Source organism: Maricaulis sp. B-26 (genome assembly GCF_056857855.1).
Genome location: NZ_JBSXNX010000008.1, coordinates 21,564 through 41,610 on the forward strand (window position 1 = coordinate 21,564; position 20,047 = coordinate 41,610).

Sequence of the window (20,047 nt, forward strand, 5' to 3'; positions counted from 1 at the left end):
CCTGAGGCGCCGCGAGCGGTGCAGGGCTCCTACCGGCTTATCGTGACAGCGAACTCAATCGCCGATGCGAATACGTGATGGTCCGGTGAACTGATAAGGTGGAATTTCTAGGTTTTTTGGGGCCGGGCCACGTCGAACCCGCCCGGAAACATCGTAGACCGAGCCGTGACAGGGACAATACCAACCGCCAAATCGGCCGCGATTGTCACCCACGGACTGTCCAAGCGGAACGCACCCCAGATGCGTGCACACACCGACCACGACAAGCCACTCCTCATCGATCACGCGATCAGCATCAATTTCCGGATCAATTAGACCGGGATGGTCATCATCGGCACGTGCAAGGGCCAAAGTCTGAGGCGTCCTGCGTTCGATGAATACCGGTCGCTCGCGCCAGGCTATCGTCAAACGCTCACCGGGCTGGAGTGCGGACACGTCAACTTCGGTCGTGCCCGCCGCGAGTGTATCTGCCGCCGGATTTAAACTATCGATAAACGGCCATGCGGACAGTCCGAGCCCTACCACGGTACCGCTTGCCGCAGCGATATAGATAAAGTCGCGTCGCGTGGTTTGTTCGGGCATGTTTACCTCCATTGCTTAAAGGAGGAGGCGCGGGGCCCGCTTTCGCGTGCCCCGCGGTGACATCGGCGGATCGAGAAAAGGAATAAGCGTTCCGCCGATAAACTACCCCTACTCCGCCTCCTCCGGTGCCGGAGCGTTCAGAATCGTTCGGAGGTAGATCAACGTGTCCGCCATATCCTGATCGGTTAAGTCTGGATTGCCTCCCATTGGCGGCATCGCCATGAATGAACCCTCGCTTTGGAAGCCATTGATCATGCGCTCGAGGAGAACATCATCGGCCTGAGCAAGACGCCCGTTCGGACCGGAAAGCGCCGGCATGCCCTCAAACGCGCCCTCACCGTTATCGCCGTGGCAGGCGATACAAGTTTGCTCATAGACTTCCTGTCCGTTGGTGATGTCAGCCTGTGACAAGTCGAAGCCGGTGTTCATCGATATCGATAGATCGCTTTCCGGCTCGGTCAGGCTTGCCGAACTCGACATCAAGAAGGCCCGAATATCTTCGGCAACATCCTGAGGAATGTTCGCCCGCACTCGCATATGCGTCACCGAGACATTCCACAGATCCGGACTGAGTTCACCCGGTGATCGGATGTTGTGGCAACGACCACAGTTATCGGCCCACGCTTGCGCGCCGCGACCAACCTGATCAGCGGAAAAGTCGTAACGACCATCCGCTTGAGGCGGCGGCGCTTGCGCCGTGTCCTCCTGAGCGACGACAGCAGCGGTCACGAAGACCGCTGCGACGCCGAGCAATAATCCCGCTCGTACCATTTAAAAATCCCTCCTTGATTAGAAGCCATACGAGAATTGAAGCAGTACGCGTGTCTCCTCCTGTACGTCGTCATCGTGTCTGGCAGTGAATTCGCGCTGCTGGATAGCGCTATGAAGTACGATCGACGGGGCGAGCCAATAATTCACGCCGATATCCCAGCGTTGCTCGGCAGCCTCTTCAGCCAACTCGTCGAGGCCATCAACTTCGTACTCGCCGTAGCGCAAGGTTGGCTCGACGCGTCCCAGCCAAGGGTGCCCGGCTGTCCCCGACAGGCGGTAAGCGGCCTGGACATACCAAGCCGTGCTTTCCAGCTCCGGCAACGCGACGATCCCTTCGCTGCCTTCATAGGCAGAGTTGATCGTGTTGCGCGTCGATTTGAGGTATTCAGCGCGTAGGTCCCAGGCGCCGCCAGTATAGGCAGCGTCAAAGCCCCAAAGCGTTACATCGGCATCGGAGAGCTCAAGCCCGTGATCATCTTCCTCGGTCTCTGAACCAAGTTTGTCGAACGGTTTCGCATCGGCGTGACCGCCCTCCTCTTCTTCAGCTCCGACACCAGATACGCGGCCTCTCAGAAAAGACGCACCAAATTCAACACCGGGAAATGGCAAGAACCCCACGCGGCCGGAAATGGCCTTGTCATCATTGTCATCGTTGTTGAAGGCCTCAAGTGCGAGTCCGCCCTCATGGCTTACGCGGGGCCCGTTTCCAAGCGCGACCGAATAGGTCAAAAGCCCGGGTTCTAAATTGACCCCTCCTCGGACCATGACACCCGTTTCCGATCCAGGCTGAACGCCGTCATGTCCGAAGCCTGCAGGAGCGTCCGCCAGCCGGTTAATCCATGATGGATGGAGGCGCTCTTGAAATTGCCCAACCGGGCTTAAGAATTGCCCAATTACGATCACAGCATTGGGATGGGCAAGAATGTTGGCCTGTGCATATTCGAGGGTGTACTCGGTTCCCTCGTCTGTATTTTCGATTTGGGCTTCTGCTTCGAACAGGACCAAATCTTGATATTGAAAGTGGAAGCCTGGATTAAAGCGGACTCGCGTAAACTGCGAGGAGCTGTCGCCTCCGTCAGGATCTGAGAATACAAACGAGGCGTCGGCATACCCGGCCAGATGCCAGATGGTGTCTGCGGATCGGTTTTGGTCCGATAGGACCGGCAAATACCCACCGCCACTCGCAATGCGTTCTGCGGCCTCAGGATCTTGGCCGAATGCGTGGCCGCCTAGGCCGATCAAAAAAGCGCTTGCTAGGCTAAGGTTCAGAACCCAACGGGCTGGTTGGTAGGAAAGCGTTTTTGTCCGAGTCATGTGTCCCTCACTTGCGGCCAGGAGGGCGGAAAGGCCCACCCTGGCGGCCTTTCCATTGCGTTATTGGTTGGCATCGAGTTGATCGAAGAGTGCGCTCATCCGTCGGCGAGCCAGACCCGGATGCCGGGCTGCGCGGGCGGCTTCGCCGTTGACGGTTTCGCCATCGCCAACTTCGATCAAAACGATCATGCCGGCGGCATAATGAGGCGCACATTTGATGCCGTAGAGGCCTTCTTCGTCGAAGGTCACCGTCACGGCTTGATTAAGAGCACCTCGAAACGGCTCTGCCCCCTCGGGCAACATGCTGGAGATTGTCTCCGCATTGTGGCTTGGATTGGTGGGTAGGAAGGTGACAGTGTCACCCGGCTGAACTTCGAGAAACGCCGGCTCAAACACCATGGCACCTTCAGCGCCACGATTGAGCATATGGACCTCGTAGTCTTCAGCCCAAGCTACACCCGCTCCGGTCAGTCCCACTACGCCGGCAAGGACGGCTGCGCACGCAATCTTTTTCATAACTAGCCCCTGTATTGGCCTTAGAAATCTTGTGTTCAATACAGGGATTACGGATCAGAAAGGTTCGCCCCTCATCGATCAGGCGTGGCAGGTTGACGCATGAAAGCGTCGTCCGGGATAGAAATAATCCGTCATCAATACAATGGGTTATCAATGCGCATCGTGATGATGACTGGCTTTGGCCGCCGCTGCGCGTCGTGGCTTGAGAAAGTAAACCTCGAACAAGTAGACGCTGAAGATAACCGTAGCCGCAATGCCGACAATGACCGGGTCCTGCTCAAGCTTAACCGCGATCAGTCCGGCCAAGACAGCTAGGTCAATAAGGATTGCCGCGACCACGATGAGCGGATTGGCGCCCACGGTTTGCCGCAGGTGCCGCAACACGCCCCAATGCACCGCCAAGTCCATGACAAGGTATAGCATTGCCCCGAGCGCGGCGATGCGCGACAGGTCAAACAAGACGGTCAAAACGGCCGCTAGCACGACCGTATAGACCAGCATGTGAGTTTGAATCCGCCCCGGCATGCCAAAATGCCGATGCGGTATTAGTTGCATGTCAGTCAACATGCCCAGCATGCGGGAAACGGCAAAAACGCTTGCAACCAGACCCGAGGCCGTCGCCAGCATGGCCAGAAGGATCGTGACCAGGCGTCCTGTATCGCCGAAGCTCGGCCGGGCCGCCTCGGCTAGGGCGAAGTCCTTCGCGTCCACGATGGCGTCGATCGGCAAACTTGCCCCAACAGCCAGGGCCACGAAGATATAGACGACCACGCAAGCCAGTATCGCGAGAATGATCGCCCGACCGACATTGCGATGCGGATCCTGGATCTCGCTCCCGCTATTGGTGATGGTGGTGAACCCCTTGAAGGCCAGGACACCGAGCGCGAGCGCGGCGAGAAAGCCGATTGCACTGGGTTCGGCAGGGACGCTGCCGGGCTCTAGCGTCAGACCTTGTGCCGCCCAGAAACCCGCAAGGGCGAGCGCTGCAATCCCGACTACCTTGACCAAGGCCAGGAAGACCGAAAAGAAGCTGACAACCCGATTGCCGAGCAGGTTGACAGCGAAGGCAGCGAGGATCAGCCCGACACCGAGGGCGGGGATGATTATCGGACTGGCTTGCCATCCGAATAATTGCGCTGTGTATGTGCCAAACGTTCGGGCCACCAGGCTTTCATTGATCACCATGGAAAAGGCCATCAGCAAGCCGGCGCTCGCCGTGACGGCGGTTCGGCCATAGGCTCTCTCCAGGAACATGGCGATACCGCCGGCCGATGGAAAGGCGTTGGCCAGTTTCACGTATGAATAGGCACTGAAGCCGGTCGCGATAGCGGCGGCCACGAACACCCAGACAAAAGCGTCGCCGGCCAATTCGGCGATCTGACCGGTGAGGGCAAAAATGCCCGCCCCAATCATCACGCCCGTGCCCATCGCTACAGCACCGAACAGGCTTAGCGAGTTCGTCTTGTAGGCCTTGTCCATCTTCGCCTCGTTACAGATCAGAGTTTGACGGAGCGCAATCGCAGAGAATTCGAGATCACCGAAACCGAGGATAGGCTCATCGCCGCCGCGGCGAAGATCGGTGAAATCAAAATGCCCAGGAACGGGTACAGCACGCCGGCAGCGACGGGCACGCCAGCCGCGTTGTAAACCAGCGCAAAAAAGAGGTTCTGCTTGATGTTGCGCATGGTGGCGCTGGCCAGACGCCTAGCTCGGACAATCCCGTTCAAATCCCCCTTGATAAGGGTGAAACCGGCGCTCTCGATCGCGACATCTGCGCCTGTTCCCATGGCAATGCCAACATCCGCCTGCGCCAGCGCCGGCGCGTCATTTACGCCATCTCCGGCCATCGCGACACGTCGCCCTTCGGACTGCAAATTCTGAATGATCCGCGCCTTGTCTTCGGGAAGGACGTCAGCGCGAATTTCGTCAATGCCGAGCCGAGCGGCTACTGCGCGAGCGGTTTTCTCATTGTCGCCCGTCGCCATGACAATCTTGAAGCCAAGACCATGCAGTGCTTTCAAAGCTTCTGGCGTCGTTTTCTTGACCGGGTCCGCAACGCAGACCAAGCCGGCGACCGCACCGTCGATCGCGACGAACATGACGGTTTCGCCTTGCTCGCGACGATTATCCGCCGTCTCCGCCAGATCGGTTGCTGCGAGACCCAGCTCTTCAAGCAAGCGAGCATTGCCAAGCGACACAGCCCGACCATCAACCCGACCAATCACGCCCTTGCCCGTGATCGCTTCAAAGTCTTGCGTTTGGGCAAGTTCCAGTCCTTTTTCCAGCGCCCCCTCGACAATAGCCTCTGCCAACGGGTGTTCGGATCCACGCTCCAGACTAGCGGCCAGTCGAAGTAGCTCATCGTCCGTGTGATCATCACGGGTGATGACTGCCACGAGCTTTGGCTTACCCTCGGTAAGCGTACCAGTCTTGTCCACAATCAGAGTGTCGACCTTGGCGAAACGCTCGAGCGCTTCGGCATTTTTGATCAAAACACCCGCCTGAGCACCCCGGCCTGTTGCCGTCATAATCGACATTGGGGTGGCAAGACCCAGCGCACACGGACAGGCGATAATCAACACCGCAACCGCTGATACCAGGGCATACGCCATGGCGGGAGGCGGACCCCAAATGGACCATGACACGAAGGAAATGACAGCGATCAGGATGACGGCGGGAACAAATCGCCCCGAGATCACGTCAGCAAGCTTCTGGATCGGCGCCCGGCTCCGTTGGGCATTGGCCACCATCTCGACGATCTGGCTGAGCATCGTGTCGGCACCGACACGTTTGGCTTCGATGATCAAGCTGCCAGTGCCGTTGATCGTCGCACCCGTTACCGCGTCACCAGACGTTTTTTCGACCGGTACAGGCTCCCCGGATATCATAGATTCATCGACAGACGAGCGACCATCAACGACCTCACCGTCCACGGGAACTTTCTCTCCCGGTCGAACACGTACGCGGTCTCCAACCTTAACATCTTCGAGTGGGATTTCTTCTTCACTCCCGTCCGGTCTGATAATTCGAGCTGTCTTGGCAGCCAGGTCAAGCAAGGCCCGGATGGCAGACCCCGTCCGCTCGCGCGCGCCAAGCTCCATGACCTGGCCCAGCAAAACGAGAACAACGATCACGGCGCCTGCTTCGAAATAGACGCCCACATGGCCGTCCGCGTCGCGAAACCCCTCTGGGAAGATGCCGGGCACTATCACCGCGGCGACGGAGAAGATGTAAGCGGCTCCAACGCCCATCCCGATCAGGGTGAACATGTTGAGGTTTCGTGTGATGACGGACTTTGCGCCACGCTCGAAGAACGGCCAGCCGGACCACAAGATGACAGGTGTTGCCAGAATAAGCTCAGTCCAACCAGCAATGCCTTCGCCAATGGCTTCGCGGACAAATCCCAGTCCGACAAACGGCCCCATGGATAAGACGAGCAAGGGCAGTGTCAAAACAGCCCCGATCCAAAACCGGCGGCGAAAATCCACCAATTCAGGGTTCGGTCCTTCGTCCCCAGTCGGCACCCCCATCGGCTCGAGCGCCATGCCGCAAATCGGGCAATCGCCGGGGTGGTCCTGGATGATTTCCGGGTGCATGGGGCAGGTATATTCGGTACCCGCCGGCATGTCGTCGTAGGCCTGTTTGTGTGCACCGGAGAGGTAATGTTCCGGATCTGCGACGAACTTGTCATGGCAGGACGAGGAGCAAAAATGATAAGTCGCTCTGTCATGAGACGCCTGGGGTTTACCGGCATCTGGATCAACATCCATTCCGCAGACCGGATCGGTCACTCGTTCGGCGCCGTGGCCATGATGAGCGTGGTCTTGAGCGTCATCGCCGCAACACGCGTGCGTCGGTGCCTCGCCTTTGCAGCAAGAACCAGAGTCTTTGTCTGATGTTGTCATACAGGTCTCCATAGACGAAATTTCGACGCATGATCCAGCTTCCAGTCACTGGAAGGTCAACAGGCTTTGATCACCCTTCCTCCGGTATCGTCGCAATGCGCTGAGCCAAGCCTTCCACGATTGGGCAATCGGGCCTGTCATCGCCGTTGCAGTTGCTGATCAGGCGGCGTAATTCGCGACGCATCGCCAAGAGTTCACGGAGTTTGACGTCCATTATCTTGAGCTGTCCCTGAGCGATAGATTTCACTTGACCGCTTGTGCGTGTCGGGTCTTCGTACAGGGAAAGAAGGCGTCGGCATTCCTCCAAGGAGAAGCCCAGGGAGCGCCCATTGGCGATGAAAGCGAGCTTTTGAACATCGCGCTCATCATAGACGCGATATCCATTCGCGGCCCGAGCAGGCGAAACTAGACCAACCTCCTCGTAATAGCGGAGGGTCTTGGACGGAAGGCCGGTTAGTTTCGCTGCCTGGTTCACGTTCATTCCGCAGGCGCTCCCTCAATCTGCTTGTCATCCTGTTTGGGTTTGCGGCCTTTGAGTACGGCTCGTTGCCACAACAAGAAGGCCGCAGGAATAACCAACAAAGTCAGGATGGTCGCACTTGTCATGCCGCCAACCATTGGCGCCGCAATGCGCCGCATGACTTCCGATCCGGTCCCGGTACCAAACATAATCGGCAACAGGCCGGCCACAATCACCGCAACCGTCATCATGATCGGTCGAACACGCATGAGCGCGCCCTCCACGATCGCTTCTCTCAAATCGGCCGCTGTCATGTCTCGACCCTCATCGCGCGCGAGCGCCTTTCGTCGAGCAAGGGCCTGTTCGAGATAAACGATCATTAACACGCCGATTTCGACGGCCACGCCGGCGAGCGCAATGAAGCCCACTCCGACGGCGACAGACATGTTGTAACCGAGCAAATCGAGCAGCCACAATCCACCAACCAATGAAAGCGGTAGAGTGACCATGATCAAAAGGACTGGGATCAGCCGACCAAAATTGAGGAACAAGAGGAGCACGATGATCACAATTGTAACTGGAACCACGATGCTCAACTTGGCCTTGGCCCGTTCCATATACTCGTACTGGCCCGACCAGCTGATAGAGTAACCGGCCGGCAAGTCGATATACTCTTCCACGGCGGCCTGTGCGTCAGCAACATAGCTGCCGATATCAACATCAGCGATATCGATATAAATCCAGCCATTCAGACGGGCGTTTTCACTGCGGATAACGCCAGGTCCGTCTGACACTCCAATCTCCGCAATGCGCGAAAGAGGGATTTGAGCGCCTGACGGAGTAACAATCGGTAGAGCACGAAGCTCATCGATCGAGCCGCGATAGTCGCGCGGATAGCGTAGATTGACCGGATATCGTTCCAAGCCTTCAACACTCTCCGTGATCGTCATACCACCAATAGCCGTGCGTACGACGTCGTGAACATCGGCCACGTTAAGACCGAACCGTGCCGCTTCAAGTCGATCAACATCGATATCGACAAAACGGCCACCTGTTACGCGTTCGGCATAAACCGAAGCGGTACCCGGCACGGTCTCGATGACATCTTCGATTTGTTGGCCGATCTCGGCGATCACATCGAGATCCGGTCCCGCGACTTTTACGCCCACAGGGGTTTTGATGCCGGTTGCCAACATATCGATGCGATTGCGGATCGGCATGATCCAAACATCCGTCAAAGACGGGACATCAACCAAGCGGTCAAGTTCAGCGCGGATGTCATCCATCGTCACGCCCGGTCTCCACTCGTCACGTGGCCGCAACTGAATGGTCGTTTCGATCATCGTGAGTGGAGCCGGATCGGTCGCCGTCTCGGCCCGGCCTGCCTTACCGTAAACCGTCAAGACCTCCGGAACCGTTGCGATAAGGCGGTTTGTTTGCTGGACCACCTCGGCAATCTTGCCCGCTGAAACGGCTGGATAGGCGCTTGGCATGTAAAGCAGATCGCCTTCGTCCAGATCAGGCATGAACTCGCTGCCCATTCTCGACAGCGGCACCGCCGCACTGGCCATTACCAAAACCGCCAGGCCGACCATCACCCACGGGCGCGCCAAAACAACACTGATGAAGGGGCGATACGCTGCGATCAAAATGCGGTTGATCGGGTTTTTGTGTTCAGGCGTAATTTTACCGCGAATAAAGAACCCCATTAGCACTGGAACAAGCGTTACTGAGAGACCCGCGGCTGCTGCCATCGCATAGGTTTTGGTAAACGCTAAGGGGTGGAACAAGCGGCCCTCTTGAGCTTCCAAGGCGAAAATGGGCACGAAACTGAAGGTGATGATCAGGAGCGAGAAGAAGAGAGCGGGCCCCACCTCCACAGACGCGTCAGCGACAATCCGCCATCGGTTTTCCGGCGTTATCTCTTCCTTCTCAATATGCTTATGTAAGTTCTCGATCATCACGATGGCCGCGTCGACCATGGCGCCAATCGCAATCGCGATCCCGCCCAGAGACATGATATTCGCATTGATCCCCTGCGCGTTCATGATGATGAAGGCGGCAAGAACGCCCAGCGGCAAGCTGAGGACAATCACAAGCGACGAGCGCAGGTGGAAAAGGAAGATCGCACAGATCAGAGCAACGACAAGAAACTCCTCAATGAGCTTTTCTTGAAGGGAGTGTACGGCGCGCTCAATCAGCCCAGCACGATTGTAGGTAGTGACAATCTCAACACCGTCAGGAAGTGACTCTTCAAGCTCGTGTATGCGCTCTTCAACGCGCTCGATCGTTGCCAACGCGTTTTCGCCGTAGCGCATGATGATGACACCGCCGACGGCTTCGCCCTCACCGTTAAGCTCGCCAATGCCGCGCCTGAGCTCTGGCCCGATCTGGATGTCAGCAACATCCGAAAGCAAAATCGGCGTGCCGTTTTCAGTCACGCTTACCGGGATAGCCTCCAGATCCTCTATGCCTTGTATGTAGCCGGATGCACGGACCATGTATTCCGCTTCGGCCATTTCGATCACGCGACCGCCCGACTCCTGATTGCCGCGCTGGATCGCCATACGAAGATGAGAAAGCGGGATATTGTAGGCGCGTAGACGGTCCGGGTCGGCTACGACTTGGTACTGTCGCACCATACCGCCGATCGTCGCGACCTCGGAAACGCCCTCAATGGTTTGAAGCTCATACTTGAGGAACCAATCTTGTAGGGATCGCAGCTCGGAGAGGTCGTGCTGACCGGTGCGGTCTATGAGCGCATACTGATAAATCCACCCGACACCCGTCGCGTCTGGGCCCAGGGCTGGCGATGCTCCTTCTGGCAAGGTCGGGGCAACCTGGGAGAGGTATTCCAGGACCCGTGATCGCGCCCAGTAGAGGTCCGTCCCATCTTCGAAAATGATGTAAACGTAGCTGTCGTTGAAAAAGGAATAGCCTCGGACCGTGACGGCGCCCGGCACCGCCAACATGGCGGTCGTCAGCGGATAGGTGACTTGATCTTCGACGACCTGAGGGGCTTGTCCAGGATAGGTCGTCTTGATGATGACCTGAACATCAGAGAGGTCGGGAATGGCGTCGAGCGGGGTGCGGCTAAGCGAGAAGGCTCCAAATACAGCCAACAAGACGGCCATGATAAGGACAATCAGACGGTTGCCGATTGACCAGCGAATGATGGAAGCAATCATGATTAGTGCCCTCCATGACCGGCGTGATCGCCGTGATCCGGCTCATCCGTGGCCGTGGGCATATCCATGTCCTGCGCCATGATCGCAGAGATCCGCCACTCGCCGTCTTCATTGCGCTGCAGATCGAACATGACGCTTTGCCCAACGGCGAATTCACTCAGGTCAACGCCGTCGAGTGTCAGAAATGACATAGACATTGCGGGCCACCCGAGCGCATCGATCGGCTCGTGTTCGAGATCGACCATACCATGGCCGGCCATCAGGCTTACGATGACACCTCGTCCTTCCGCTTGTTGGACTTGAGTGCCTTCGGCTTCATCGATTGCACCCGGCGGGCTCATCCGCAAAGCAGCACCTTGAAGGCTGGCTTCAGAATCGATCAGGAACTGGCTGGAAACGACAATGCGTTCGCCCTCGAGCAGGCCAGAGAGAATCTCAATGCGGCCATCAGATTCCATCCCCGTTTCGATGCGCGCCGGTCGATATCGCCCCTCACCTTCAGCGACAATGACCCGATCTGATTGCCCGGACCGGATGACGGCTTCGCGCGGGATCGTCAAAGCCTGCACGTGAGGTTCTGTGTCGATGGTTACGTTGACGTAGGTTTCTGGGCGTAGCGCGCCATCTTCGTTCGCCGAGCGGATACGCACCGGCACACTTCGACTTTGCGGATCGACAGTTGGGTAGACGTATTCGACCACGCCGTGCCAGGTGCGGCTCGGATCCGCCGTCGATCGGATGTGGACGTCTTGACCTGGCGAGACCATGAGGGCGTCATCTTCAAAAACATCCACGAGGATCCATACCGAAGATAGGTCGGAAATCGTCATGAGCTGTGCGCCCGGCCGCACATATGAGCCCTCGCGCACCTCAAGAGCGATCACAACGCCGTCCTGGCTGGCCCGCACTTCCACGAGTTCATCGGCATTGCCCGTTCGGGCTATGCGGTTGATCTGATCGCGTGTGACACCGAGAGCAACCAAACGGGACCGTGCCGCGGAGATCAGGACGTCCCGACCAATCCGGCGTGCCTGAATGTATTCTGCCTGGGCTGTTGCGATTTCCGGCGAGTACATGCGGAAAAGCAGATCGCCGGCACTGACGACATCTCCCACCGCGGCAACAGGGAGATCCTCGATCCAACCCTCAGCGCGCACATCAACCACGGAGGTCTGATCCTCATCGGGTCGAACATACCCAACTGATGAAACGGCGTGAAAAAAGTCTGCGCGCGCGACCTGCGCGGTGCGAACGCCGATATTGTTCTCGACTGCGGGCGAGATCAATATCGCGCCGTCCGGATCGGCTTCCTCACCCTCATAGACAGGAATGAGATCCATACCCATCGGTGATTTACCCGGAGTGTCGCTTCGAAAACTCGGGTCCATTGGAGCTTGCCAATACAAAACCCGACGCTCGGCACTGTCACTACCGCCGGAATTCTCTCCGCCTAGGATGTTTGCCGAGAAAAAGCCGATGGTGAGGCCGGCGCTGACCAAGGCGGCGCCAAGCAAATAGGATTTGAGTGTCATTGGACATCTCCTACAAGGTAGAGGATGCGAGCCTGGCTCTGCAGCGCATCAATATTTAGTCGAACAAAAGCGAGTTCTGCGTCCAGAAGGGCGAGCTCAGCGCGAACCAATTCAGCGAAATCAGCCTGCTCATTCTCGTAGGCAATGAGAACGGCTCGAGCCGTTTCGCGTGCTCTTTCAAGAACGTCACCCTCGAAAAGCACGCGCTCCTCGCTAAGCCGGAGGTGGCGCGAAAACTCCCGCTCCAACTGCCGGTTCAAATCCAGCAAGGTCGCCTGTCGATTGAGTCGATCCGCTGCCTCTTCCTGGCGTGCTGCGGCAACACCTTCGTCTTGTCGGCGGCGACTGAACAGCGGAACCTCAACCGTTACGGCGACGCTCGCCGCATCGGAACGCGAGTCCCTCAATCCGTAACCGGCTTCAACGGCCCAGCCCGGTCGATATTGCTGAAGTGCCAAGTCAACTTCACGGCCCCGCGCAGTAACTTGAGCATCCAGCATGCGTACCATTGGGTGGCTTACGAGCCTTGATTGTGCGGATTGAATGTCCGGCGGCGTTGCTGGCAGGATCGGCAGCTGCGGTGTAAGGGGCCGACGAGCGACGTCAGAGGCGACAAAGCGCTCCAAATTGGCCTGCGCCAATTCTTGCTGGCGTTCGATCTGGATGAGGCGCGTGTCCAGTATCGAGGTTTCCAACTCGATCCGAATTACGTCGTGACTGTTTCGGCGGCCGGTCGCAAAGCTAGCGGTCGCGATTTCGCCAAGCTGTCTGATCGACATTTGGCTTTGACGTGTTAGCGCGTCGGCTTGCTGCCAATAATAGGTCTCGAGCCACGCCTCGCGCACCGACACTCGGATGCGGGCCTGTTCAAGCTCGCCGCCCTCTCGCGCGCCGGTTGCCTGAGCCTGGCGGCGTAGCCGATTTAATTCGCGGGTCTCGCCACGCGGAAACATCTGCCGAACGCCAATTTGGGCCTGCGTCATAGCTTCGCGGTTCAAATCGAAATCACTCAGCGGAACGTTTGCCAGCCCGACACGGACCATGGGGTCCGGCAAGGCATTTTCGGACTCGCCGCGATGCTCCAGCGCTTGCGCACGAGCCTGCCAGACTTGTACGGATGCATCGTCAGCTTGTTCAGCGGTCAAGACGGCTTCCGCCAAGCTTAGCGGTGGTTGTTCTGCCGCGTCTTGTGACAGCGCTACCAGCGAAATCGCGAGCGCTGCTCCTATAATTCCAGTCATAATCTATCTCCAGTCATCGTCCTTTGAGGTCGTCTTGCCCAAACGCGGGCTGCTCGGTCTCATTGGCGAGGTGGCTGTTTGGGAACGGGATGCGTGGTCGCGCGAAAACGATCATGTACCGCTTGCACATTCATCTGAATGGCGAGCTGGCGGACGTCGTGTCCGTCAGCTCGATTTATCGAGGCGGGTGAGAATGTGTGGTGTACCGTGCAGCGTGCGTTGTCGCAGGTTTCGCAGTTTCCAATCTCACCGATGTGCGATGCAAGGGTTTCACCGCAACATGTTGAGCTGGAAGCGGAATGACATGCGCCGGTAATTTGTGCGTCGAACGGCGCCATCGCGTCTGATGATCCCGCAAATGACAGGGCGAGAATTATCGCTGCGAGCGCTAAAAAGTTGGGGAAATTCCGAGTCATTTTGTCCCTAGTCGAAGTGCCCCTATGTGGGGGCGTTCGAACCAATTACGCTGTTCACCCAAGTATCCCTCACAGCTTCTCTGATTTCGGGCGCGCCAAATTGCCGCGGTCACAACCAAAGGCGGTCTCGCCGTTGCCCTTGCATTTGAAAGGCCGCTTCAGTATCACTGACTGACATGTCAGTCAGTGATACTGAAGAAGGTGCAAGGCCCGATGTCGACCGGCGTAACCAAAAATATGGACATGAAGCGGCGGTTGCTGGACGCCGCCGAAATCGTTTTCAACGACAAGGGGTATCAAGGCGCGCGTGTGTCCGACATTGTCGGCCAAGCTGGCGTGGCTCAAGGCAGTTTTTATCTTCATTTCGACAACAAGAAAGCTGTCTATCTAGAGCTCATCGACGGGTTCTTCTCCCATCTCCTAGACGAAACACTAGGTCAGCACCCCGTCGCGCAGATGAAACAGCCAGCCGACATGCGCGCACAAATTCACGCCATATGGTCAACGCTGATCCTGTTTTGCCGCTCGCACCCCATGCTGACGCGGCTGGTGTTAGAAGCTCAATCGGCACTTCCTCCGGAAGATCGCGAGCGGCTCAATCAACATTTTGAGAGCATTGCGGAAACTCTGTCACACTACATGCGAGCCACGAGCTCTGCTGGCCTGACAAAACCACTCAACGCCGATCTCATGGGTTGGGTTGTGTTGGGCATGATCGAACGGGCGCTCTATTTCGCGGTGTTTGTTGCTCCTGACGCCAGGGCTGAAGAATTGGCCGGCGACCTTACCGCGTTTGAACTTTCCGGGCTCCTGGCACCAACGACTGAAAGCGAGGTAAGCCGTGCTCCATAATCTGCGATGGGGGCTTGGCCTCATTTTGGGTTTGTCTGGACTGATCCTGCTTTGGTGGATTAATCGCCCTGAACCGGATCACCCAGCTTACCTGGAACTTTATGGCAATGTTGACGTGCGCCAGGTGGATCTGAGCTTCAGGGTCGCAGGCCGGCTCGAAGCTGTGTCTGCTGATGAAGGTGATCGCGTTGATCGCGGGGATATAATCGCGGCCCTAGAGCGCGAAGATTTTGTCGACGCAGTTGCCTTGGCGGAAGCCGAGCTTAGCGCGCAACAAGCGCTTCTCGATGCTTTGGAAGCGGGGAGTCGACCGGAAGAAATTGGACAGGCTGAAGCTCAAGTCGAACAAAGTCGCGCAGCATTGGTTTTCGCCGAGGCAACGTTGGAGCGACAGGAGACCTTGGCCGAGCGTAACATCGCGTCTCATCAACTGCATGATGAAGCGCAGATGCAGGTCGACTTAGCGTCCGCTAGGTTAAGAGCTGCACAGCAAACACTTGCGCTTTTGAGACAGGGGCCGCGGGAGGAGGACAAGCGCGCGGCCCGTGCGCATCGTGACGCCCTCTTGCATTCTCTCCAACTGGCGCGGCGAAGGCTCGAAGACGCAAGCCTGACCGCGCCCAATCAAGGCATCGTCCTCACACGCATTCGAGAGCCGGGCGCGGTCATCTCCGCCGGCGAGCCCATATATACACTTTCACTTAGCGAACCGATCTGGGTGCGGACCTATGTTGATGAGCCCGATCTTGGCCATATTCACCCGGGGATGAATGTGACGGTGACGACCGATTCCGGAGGACGATATTCGGGCCAGATCGGATTCATCTCACCGGTAGCAGAATTCACACCTCGAAGCGTACAGACGCGCGAACTCAGGACCAGCTTGGTCTACCGCGTTCGGGTTGTAATTTCCGAAACCGACAACGGTCTCCGGCAAGGTATGCCGGTGACAGTCCAGGTTGATTTGGCCGCTGATGACGGTTGAGCCGCTGATATCGGTGGCTCACCTCACCAAGAGCTTCGGCAGCCGCAATGAAACGGCGCTGAACAATCTATCCTTTGACGTTCATGTTGGGGGAGTGACGGGACTGGTTGGGCCGGACGGCGCGGGCAAGACAACCCTGCTGCGCATACTCGCCGGTTTGTTGAAGCACACAAGGGGCGAGCTGCGCGTCTGCGGCTTGGATCCGCAAAATACTGGCGCACAACTACATACCCATTTGTCCTACATGCCACAAAGGTTTGGCCTCTACGAAGACCTGACCGTCCTGGAAAATCTTAATCTGTATGCAGACCTGCGGGAGCTCGGCACGGAGCGACGGCAGGATCGTTTCGATGCGCTCCTTGAATTCACAGGTCTGGCCCCATTCACAGACCGCTTGGCTGGCGCACTTTCTGGCGGCATGAAGCAAAAACTTGGCCTGGCCTGCTCTCTTGTCAGGAAGCCCAAACTCCTTTTGCTCGATGAGCCAAGTGTAGGCGTTGATCCGATCTCTCGCCGGGAATTGTGGCGCATGGTCAAGGGTCTTGTTGATGATGGGATCGGCGTGGTGTGGAGCACCGCTTACCTGGACGAAGCTGAATTATGTGATCGCGTGATCGTGTTGAGCGAGGGCAATGCGATCTTCGACGGCTCGCCAGCGGTGATGACCGAGTTGTTGGTTGGCAGAACCTTTCATTTGGTGGGCCTGAACCACCGTAGACGCCGAGTGCTGGAAGATTTGCTGGTTCGCCCGGAAATCGTGGACGGTGTTATCGAGGGTGAAAACCTGCGACTTGTATTGAGTGACCCAGCCGCATCGCGCCCGCTCGCAGAGGAGTTTCCCGACGTCAGCCTGTCCCCCACTCCGCCTCGGTTCGAGGACGCTTTCATGGATCGACTGGGTGGTGCCAAGCAATCACGCTCACCGTTTCGAAAGCTCTCGAAAATCCTCCGGCCAGAAAACGGCGTCGTCATCCGCTCTAACGCTCTGACCAAGAAATTTGGTAGCTTCGCGGCCGCACAAGATATCAGCTTCGAAATAGAGCGGGGCGAAATTTACGGATTGATTGGACCCAATGGGGCCGGGAAGTCCACAACGTTTAAGATGTTGTGCGGACTCCTGGAGCCAACCTCAGGTAACGCCTCGATTGCAGGGTATGACTTGGGCCAATCACCCAGCCAGGCTCGCGGGCGCCTGGGATACATGGCCCAGAAGTTTTCGCTCTACGCCGATCTGAGTGTTCACCAAAACCTTGAATTCTTTGCCGGTGTCTACGGCCTGACAGGGCAGTCTCGACGGAACGCTATCGATGAGATGGTCGCAACCTTCGATCTGACATCGATCAAAGAAAAAAATGCCGGGATAATCCCGCTGGGTCACAAACAACGGCTCGCTCTGGCGTGCGCCTTGATGCATCGACCGGATGTGCTTTTCCTGGACGAGCCGACCTCCGGAGTAGATCCTCGCACCCGTCGTGAGTTTTGGTCTCACATCAATGCGCTGTCTGATAACGGAACGACCGTTGTGGTCACCACTCACTTTATGGAAGAAGCCGAATACTGCGACCGCGTCGGGTTGATCTTCGCGGGCCATATGATTGCTGAAGGAAGCCCGGCAGAGCTCAAGCTACACGCCGGCAATTCGGAAATGACGCTTGAAGAGGCTTTCGTAGAGCTGGTGACGACCTCGTCGAACTTGCCTGAAGCCACCGCATCATGACCCAGTCGACGCGGCGGACTTTCAGCGCAAGACGCATTACCGGTCTCATCCGCAAGGAAGGGCGCCAGGTACTGCGAGATCCCAGCAATTTTGTGGTGGCGATCATTCTGCCCGCACTTTTGCTCTTCCTGTTCGGCTATGGCGTATCCTTTGATCCTCGTCACTACGACGTCGGTCTTGTCATCGAACAGCCGACACCGGAAACCGGGAGCTTCGCAGCCTCTCTAAACAATTCCCCCTTCTTCGATGTTGAAACCACCCATGATCGACGCTTTCTGGAACGCAAACTCGTTTCCGGCGACTTACATGCGATCGTCGTGCTCCCGGCGAACTTCGCCGAAGAAGCTTACCGTCGCCACAGCGCGCCTCTTCAGTTGATCGTAGATGGTGCCGACCCCAATACCGCAAATCTGGTGGAAGGATACATCGAATTCCTGTGGATCAATTGGATTGAGCAAGAGCGCATCAGTCGCGGCGACACGATCGCAAGTCTGCCTATATCGGTCGAGCACCGGGTCTGGTTCAATGCTGAATTGGCGAGCCGAAACTATCTTGTTCCCGGGTCGATGGCGATAATCCTGACGCTGATCGGGTCCCTCCTGACAGCGCTGGTCATCGCGCGGGAATGGGAACGCGGCACGATGGAGGCTCTACTCGCAACGCCGATCAATGTTGCCGAACTGCTGATCGGAAAACTCACGCCGTATTTCTTCCTGGGCATGGGTTCGATGGGGCTATCGAGCCTTCTCGCTGTCATCGTCTTTGATGTACCACTTCGCGGATCCCTCATCGTCCTGATCGCGATTTCGGCCATTTATATGCTGACATCCCTCGGCCAAGGTTTGTTGATCTCCACATTGACACGCAATCAGTTGGTTGCCGCACAGATCTCGATCCTCTCCTCCTTTCTGCCAGCGTTTTACTTTTCGAATTTTGTGTTTGAGCTGGAAAGCATGCCAATGGCTTTGCAGTGGATCAGTTATGCGGTGCCCGCTCGATACTTCGTCGCCTCATTGCAAAGCGTGTTTCTGGCAGGTGATGTCCCGTCAATCGTGCTCTTCAACGCTGCTGCCTTGGCAGCCATCGCAGCCACGTTTTTCACGATTACTCTTCTAAGAACGCGCACTCGACTGGACTAGATATGCTGACCCGTCTTCTTGCATTGATAAGAAAGGAACTGCTGGCGAGCGTGCGGGATCGGCAAACCCGATTCATCGTTCTCATCGCCCCACCGTTTTTGCTTCTGATCTACGTATTCGCCATCACACAGGATGTTGCGAACATCGCCATCGGCATGGTCAATCAAGACCGCGGGCGCTTTTCGCGGGAGGTTGTCGACCGCATCGTCGGGAGCCCGCGTTTTCGGACTGTGATCTACTATGAAACGGTAGAAGATTTGGGCGAGGCCATCGACGCGCAACACGTTCTTGTGGGGGTGTATTTTCAGGAAGATTTTTCGCGACGCGTGCTGAGGCGACAAACTGCGAATGTACAATTGCTTCTGGATGGCCGCCGATCGAATGCCGCGCAAATTGTCTCCGGCTATCTCTATCGAATTGTCACAGGTTACAATCTTGAACTGATCGATGCCGCTGGCGTTGTCGCTCCGACAACCATCGTTTCGCGAACCTGGTTTAATGCCAACGCCACCCCACTCTGGTCCGCCACGCCCGCTTTATTCGCCGTGCTCGCATCGATCGTCGGGTTCATGGTGTCAGCTCTGTCCGTCGCCAGGGAACGAGAATTGGGAACCTTCGAGCAATTGCTCGTTTCGCCGCTTACGCCGTTGGAAATCCTGATCGGCAAGACATTGCCTGCGTTGATGATTGCGGTGGGCAGTTCAATCGTCATGCTGATCTTCAGCGTGTTCCTGCTCGGAGTGCCAATGCGGGGCGACCTTCCTGCCCTTTTCGGATCAATGATCGTCTTCTTGCTGTCGATCATTGGTATCGGCCTGTTTATCTCGTCTCTGGTCAGAACCCAGCAACAAGCCGTCATCGGATTGTTCATCTACATGATACCGGCTGTTCTCTTGTCCGGATATGCGACACCCGTGGCAAATATGCCAATAGGACTGCAATGGCTGACCCAGACCAATCCGATCACGCATTTCATCGTTATCTGTAAAGCGGTTTTTTTAAAAGATGCCCCACCGTCGGATATCTGGGCTCACACCTGGCCGCTCATCTTGATCGCAATTGTGACCTTGTCCTGCGGCACCTGGCTCTTCAATCGACGCCTAGGCTGACTAACGTTGAGCTGCCTCATTCATCTGACGATGGCGCTGTCGGATATGGTCGGGCCAGGTCGATTTGATATAGGCGATGACGCCTCGAATCTCCTCATCGGACAGGATGTTTTCGTATCCGCCCATATCCGTTTCATACCCTTCCGGCAGCAAGGCCGCCGTCCCATATTTCGTGATCTCTGGACTGCTCCCCGCAAAGTGGCCCGGTCTTTGAGTTAGGTCCTGGCTCCAACTGAGGAGTTCAGAAATGGGCCGCAAGACTTACAAGGCCGAGGAGATTATCGCGCATCTGCGGGAGGTTGAGGTTCGCCAGGGCCGGG

The 20,047-nt window shown here is 57.1% G+C and carries 16 protein-coding genes; 5 read left to right on the top strand and 11 right to left on the bottom strand.

The annotated features are described in order from the left end of the window. Positions 1-54 precede the first annotated feature (54 nt). The 10 genes from petA to AC13HB_RS00660 all read right to left on the bottom strand — a co-directional run bounded on the left by petA (position 55) and on the right by AC13HB_RS00660 (position 13,413). Positions 55-582 carry a ubiquinol-cytochrome c reductase iron-sulfur subunit gene (petA, locus tag AC13HB_RS00615; RefSeq protein ID WP_482947778.1) on the bottom strand — a complete coding sequence of 176 codons (528 nt, stop codon included), beginning with the start codon at positions 580-582 and terminating at the stop codon, positions 55-57. Between the two features lie 108 nt (positions 583-690). After that, positions 691-1,353, bottom strand: a complete 663-nt coding sequence (locus tag AC13HB_RS00620) for a cytochrome c5 family protein (protein ID WP_482947779.1) — start codon at positions 1,351-1,353, stop codon at positions 691-693. A gap of 18 nt (positions 1,354-1,371) precedes the next feature. Further along, positions 1,372-2,667, bottom strand: a complete 1,296-nt coding sequence (locus AC13HB_RS00625; protein ID WP_482947780.1) for a porin — start codon at positions 2,665-2,667, stop codon at positions 1,372-1,374. Between the two features lie 60 nt (positions 2,668-2,727). Then, complete coding sequence (locus AC13HB_RS00630) at positions 2,728-3,183, bottom strand: pseudoazurin (RefSeq protein ID WP_482947781.1); 456 nt, start codon at positions 3,181-3,183, stop codon at positions 2,728-2,730. A 150-nt stretch (positions 3,184-3,333) separates the two neighbouring features. Further along, the gene (locus AC13HB_RS00635; protein ID WP_482947782.1) at positions 3,334-4,662 is read right to left on the bottom strand and encodes an APC family permease; all 1,329 of its coding nucleotides are present in this window, start codon (positions 4,660-4,662) and stop codon (positions 3,334-3,336) included. A gap of 17 nt (positions 4,663-4,679) precedes the next feature. Continuing rightward, entirely contained in the window at positions 4,680-7,088 is a 2,409-nt protein-coding gene (locus AC13HB_RS00640) for a heavy metal translocating P-type ATPase (protein ID WP_482947783.1), read from the bottom strand. A 70-nt stretch (positions 7,089-7,158) separates the two neighbouring features. Then, the gene (gene cueR / locus AC13HB_RS00645) at positions 7,159-7,569 is read right to left on the bottom strand and encodes a Cu(I)-responsive transcriptional regulator (RefSeq protein WP_482947784.1); all 411 of its coding nucleotides are present in this window, start codon (positions 7,567-7,569) and stop codon (positions 7,159-7,161) included. Further along, the gene (locus AC13HB_RS00650) at positions 7,566-10,736 is read right to left on the bottom strand and encodes an efflux RND transporter permease subunit (protein ID WP_482947785.1); all 3,171 of its coding nucleotides are present in this window, start codon (positions 10,734-10,736) and stop codon (positions 7,566-7,568) included. Before AC13HB_RS00650 ends, cueR begins: the two co-directional genes overlap by 4 nt. 2 nt (positions 10,737-10,738) lie before the next feature. Beyond that, positions 10,739-12,268, bottom strand: a complete 1,530-nt coding sequence (locus AC13HB_RS00655) for an efflux RND transporter periplasmic adaptor subunit (protein ID WP_482947786.1) — start codon at positions 12,266-12,268, stop codon at positions 10,739-10,741. Continuing rightward, on the bottom strand, positions 12,265-13,413 hold the full coding sequence (locus AC13HB_RS00660; RefSeq protein WP_482947787.1) for a TolC family protein: 1,149 nt from the start codon (positions 13,411-13,413) through the stop codon (positions 12,265-12,267). The genes AC13HB_RS00655 and AC13HB_RS00660 overlap by 4 nt, the downstream gene beginning before the upstream one ends. Before the next feature lie 725 nt (positions 13,414-14,138). On the opposite strand from AC13HB_RS00660, the gene AC13HB_RS00665 reads away from it, so the two are divergent. The 5 genes from AC13HB_RS00665 to AC13HB_RS00685 are packed head-to-tail and all read left to right on the top strand — an operon-like array spanning position 14,139 to position 19,727. Continuing rightward, complete coding sequence (locus AC13HB_RS00665) at positions 14,139-14,777, top strand: TetR/AcrR family transcriptional regulator (RefSeq protein WP_482947788.1); 639 nt, start codon at positions 14,139-14,141, stop codon at positions 14,775-14,777. Continuing rightward, a complete protein-coding gene (locus tag AC13HB_RS00670; RefSeq protein ID WP_482947789.1) occupies positions 14,767-15,762 on the top strand; it encodes an HlyD family secretion protein in 996 nt (331 codons plus the stop codon). The genes AC13HB_RS00665 and AC13HB_RS00670 overlap by 11 nt, the downstream gene beginning before the upstream one ends. Further along, positions 15,752-17,479: an ATP-binding cassette domain-containing protein gene (locus tag AC13HB_RS00675; RefSeq protein WP_482947790.1), complete on the top strand. Its 1,728-nt coding sequence runs from the start codon at positions 15,752-15,754 to the stop codon at positions 17,477-17,479. Before AC13HB_RS00670 ends, AC13HB_RS00675 begins: the two co-directional genes overlap by 11 nt. After that, positions 17,476-18,618 carry an ABC transporter permease gene (locus AC13HB_RS00680; protein ID WP_482947791.1) on the top strand — a complete coding sequence of 381 codons (1,143 nt, stop codon included), beginning with the start codon at positions 17,476-17,478 and terminating at the stop codon, positions 18,616-18,618. The genes AC13HB_RS00675 and AC13HB_RS00680 overlap by 4 nt, the downstream gene beginning before the upstream one ends. A gap of 2 nt (positions 18,619-18,620) precedes the next feature. Further along, positions 18,621-19,727, top strand: a complete 1,107-nt coding sequence (locus AC13HB_RS00685) for an ABC transporter permease (protein WP_482947792.1) — start codon at positions 18,621-18,623, stop codon at positions 19,725-19,727. Here the strand turns inward: AC13HB_RS00685 and AC13HB_RS00690 are convergent, their stop codons facing one another. After that, a complete protein-coding gene (locus AC13HB_RS00690) occupies positions 19,728-19,853 on the bottom strand; it encodes a c-type cytochrome (protein WP_482947793.1) in 126 nt (41 codons plus the stop codon). Positions 19,854-20,047 lie beyond the last annotated feature (194 nt).

What these genes read in the sequence shown, in the direction of transcription:
- petA (WP_482947778.1), bottom strand. Translation starts at nt 582, where the DNA reads ATGCCCGAACAAACCACGCGACGCGACTTTATCTATATCGCTGCGGCA.
- AC13HB_RS00620 (WP_482947779.1), bottom strand. Translation starts at nt 1,353, where the DNA reads ATGGTACGAGCGGGATTATTGCTCGGCGTCGCAGCGGTCTTCGTGACC.
- AC13HB_RS00625 (WP_482947780.1), bottom strand. Translation starts at nt 2,667, where the DNA reads ATGACTCGGACAAAAACGCTTTCCTACCAACCAGCCCGTTGGGTTCTG.
- AC13HB_RS00630 (WP_482947781.1), bottom strand. Translation starts at nt 3,183, where the DNA reads ATGAAAAAGATTGCGTGCGCAGCCGTCCTTGCCGGCGTAGTGGGACTG.
- AC13HB_RS00635 (WP_482947782.1), bottom strand. Translation starts at nt 4,662, where the DNA reads ATGGACAAGGCCTACAAGACGAACTCGCTAAGCCTGTTCGGTGCTGTA.
- AC13HB_RS00640 (WP_482947783.1), bottom strand. Translation starts at nt 7,088, where the DNA reads ATGACAACATCAGACAAAGACTCTGGTTCTTGCTGCAAAGGCGAGGCA.
- cueR (WP_482947784.1), bottom strand. Translation starts at nt 7,569, where the DNA reads ATGAACGTGAACCAGGCAGCGAAACTAACCGGCCTTCCGTCCAAGACC.
- AC13HB_RS00650 (WP_482947785.1), bottom strand. Translation starts at nt 10,736, where the DNA reads ATGATTGCTTCCATCATTCGCTGGTCAATCGGCAACCGTCTGATTGTC.
- AC13HB_RS00655 (WP_482947786.1), bottom strand. Translation starts at nt 12,268, where the DNA reads ATGACACTCAAATCCTATTTGCTTGGCGCCGCCTTGGTCAGCGCCGGC.
- AC13HB_RS00665 (WP_482947788.1), top strand. Translation starts at nt 14,139, where the DNA reads ATGTCGACCGGCGTAACCAAAAATATGGACATGAAGCGGCGGTTGCTG.
- AC13HB_RS00675 (WP_482947790.1), top strand. Translation starts at nt 15,752, where the DNA reads ATGACGGTTGAGCCGCTGATATCGGTGGCTCACCTCACCAAGAGCTTC.
- AC13HB_RS00680 (WP_482947791.1), top strand. Translation starts at nt 17,476, where the DNA reads ATGACCCAGTCGACGCGGCGGACTTTCAGCGCAAGACGCATTACCGGT.
- AC13HB_RS00685 (WP_482947792.1), top strand. Translation starts at nt 18,621, where the DNA reads ATGCTGACCCGTCTTCTTGCATTGATAAGAAAGGAACTGCTGGCGAGC.
- AC13HB_RS00690 (WP_482947793.1), bottom strand. Translation starts at nt 19,853, where the DNA reads ATGGGCGGATACGAAAACATCCTGTCCGATGAGGAGATTCGAGGCGTC.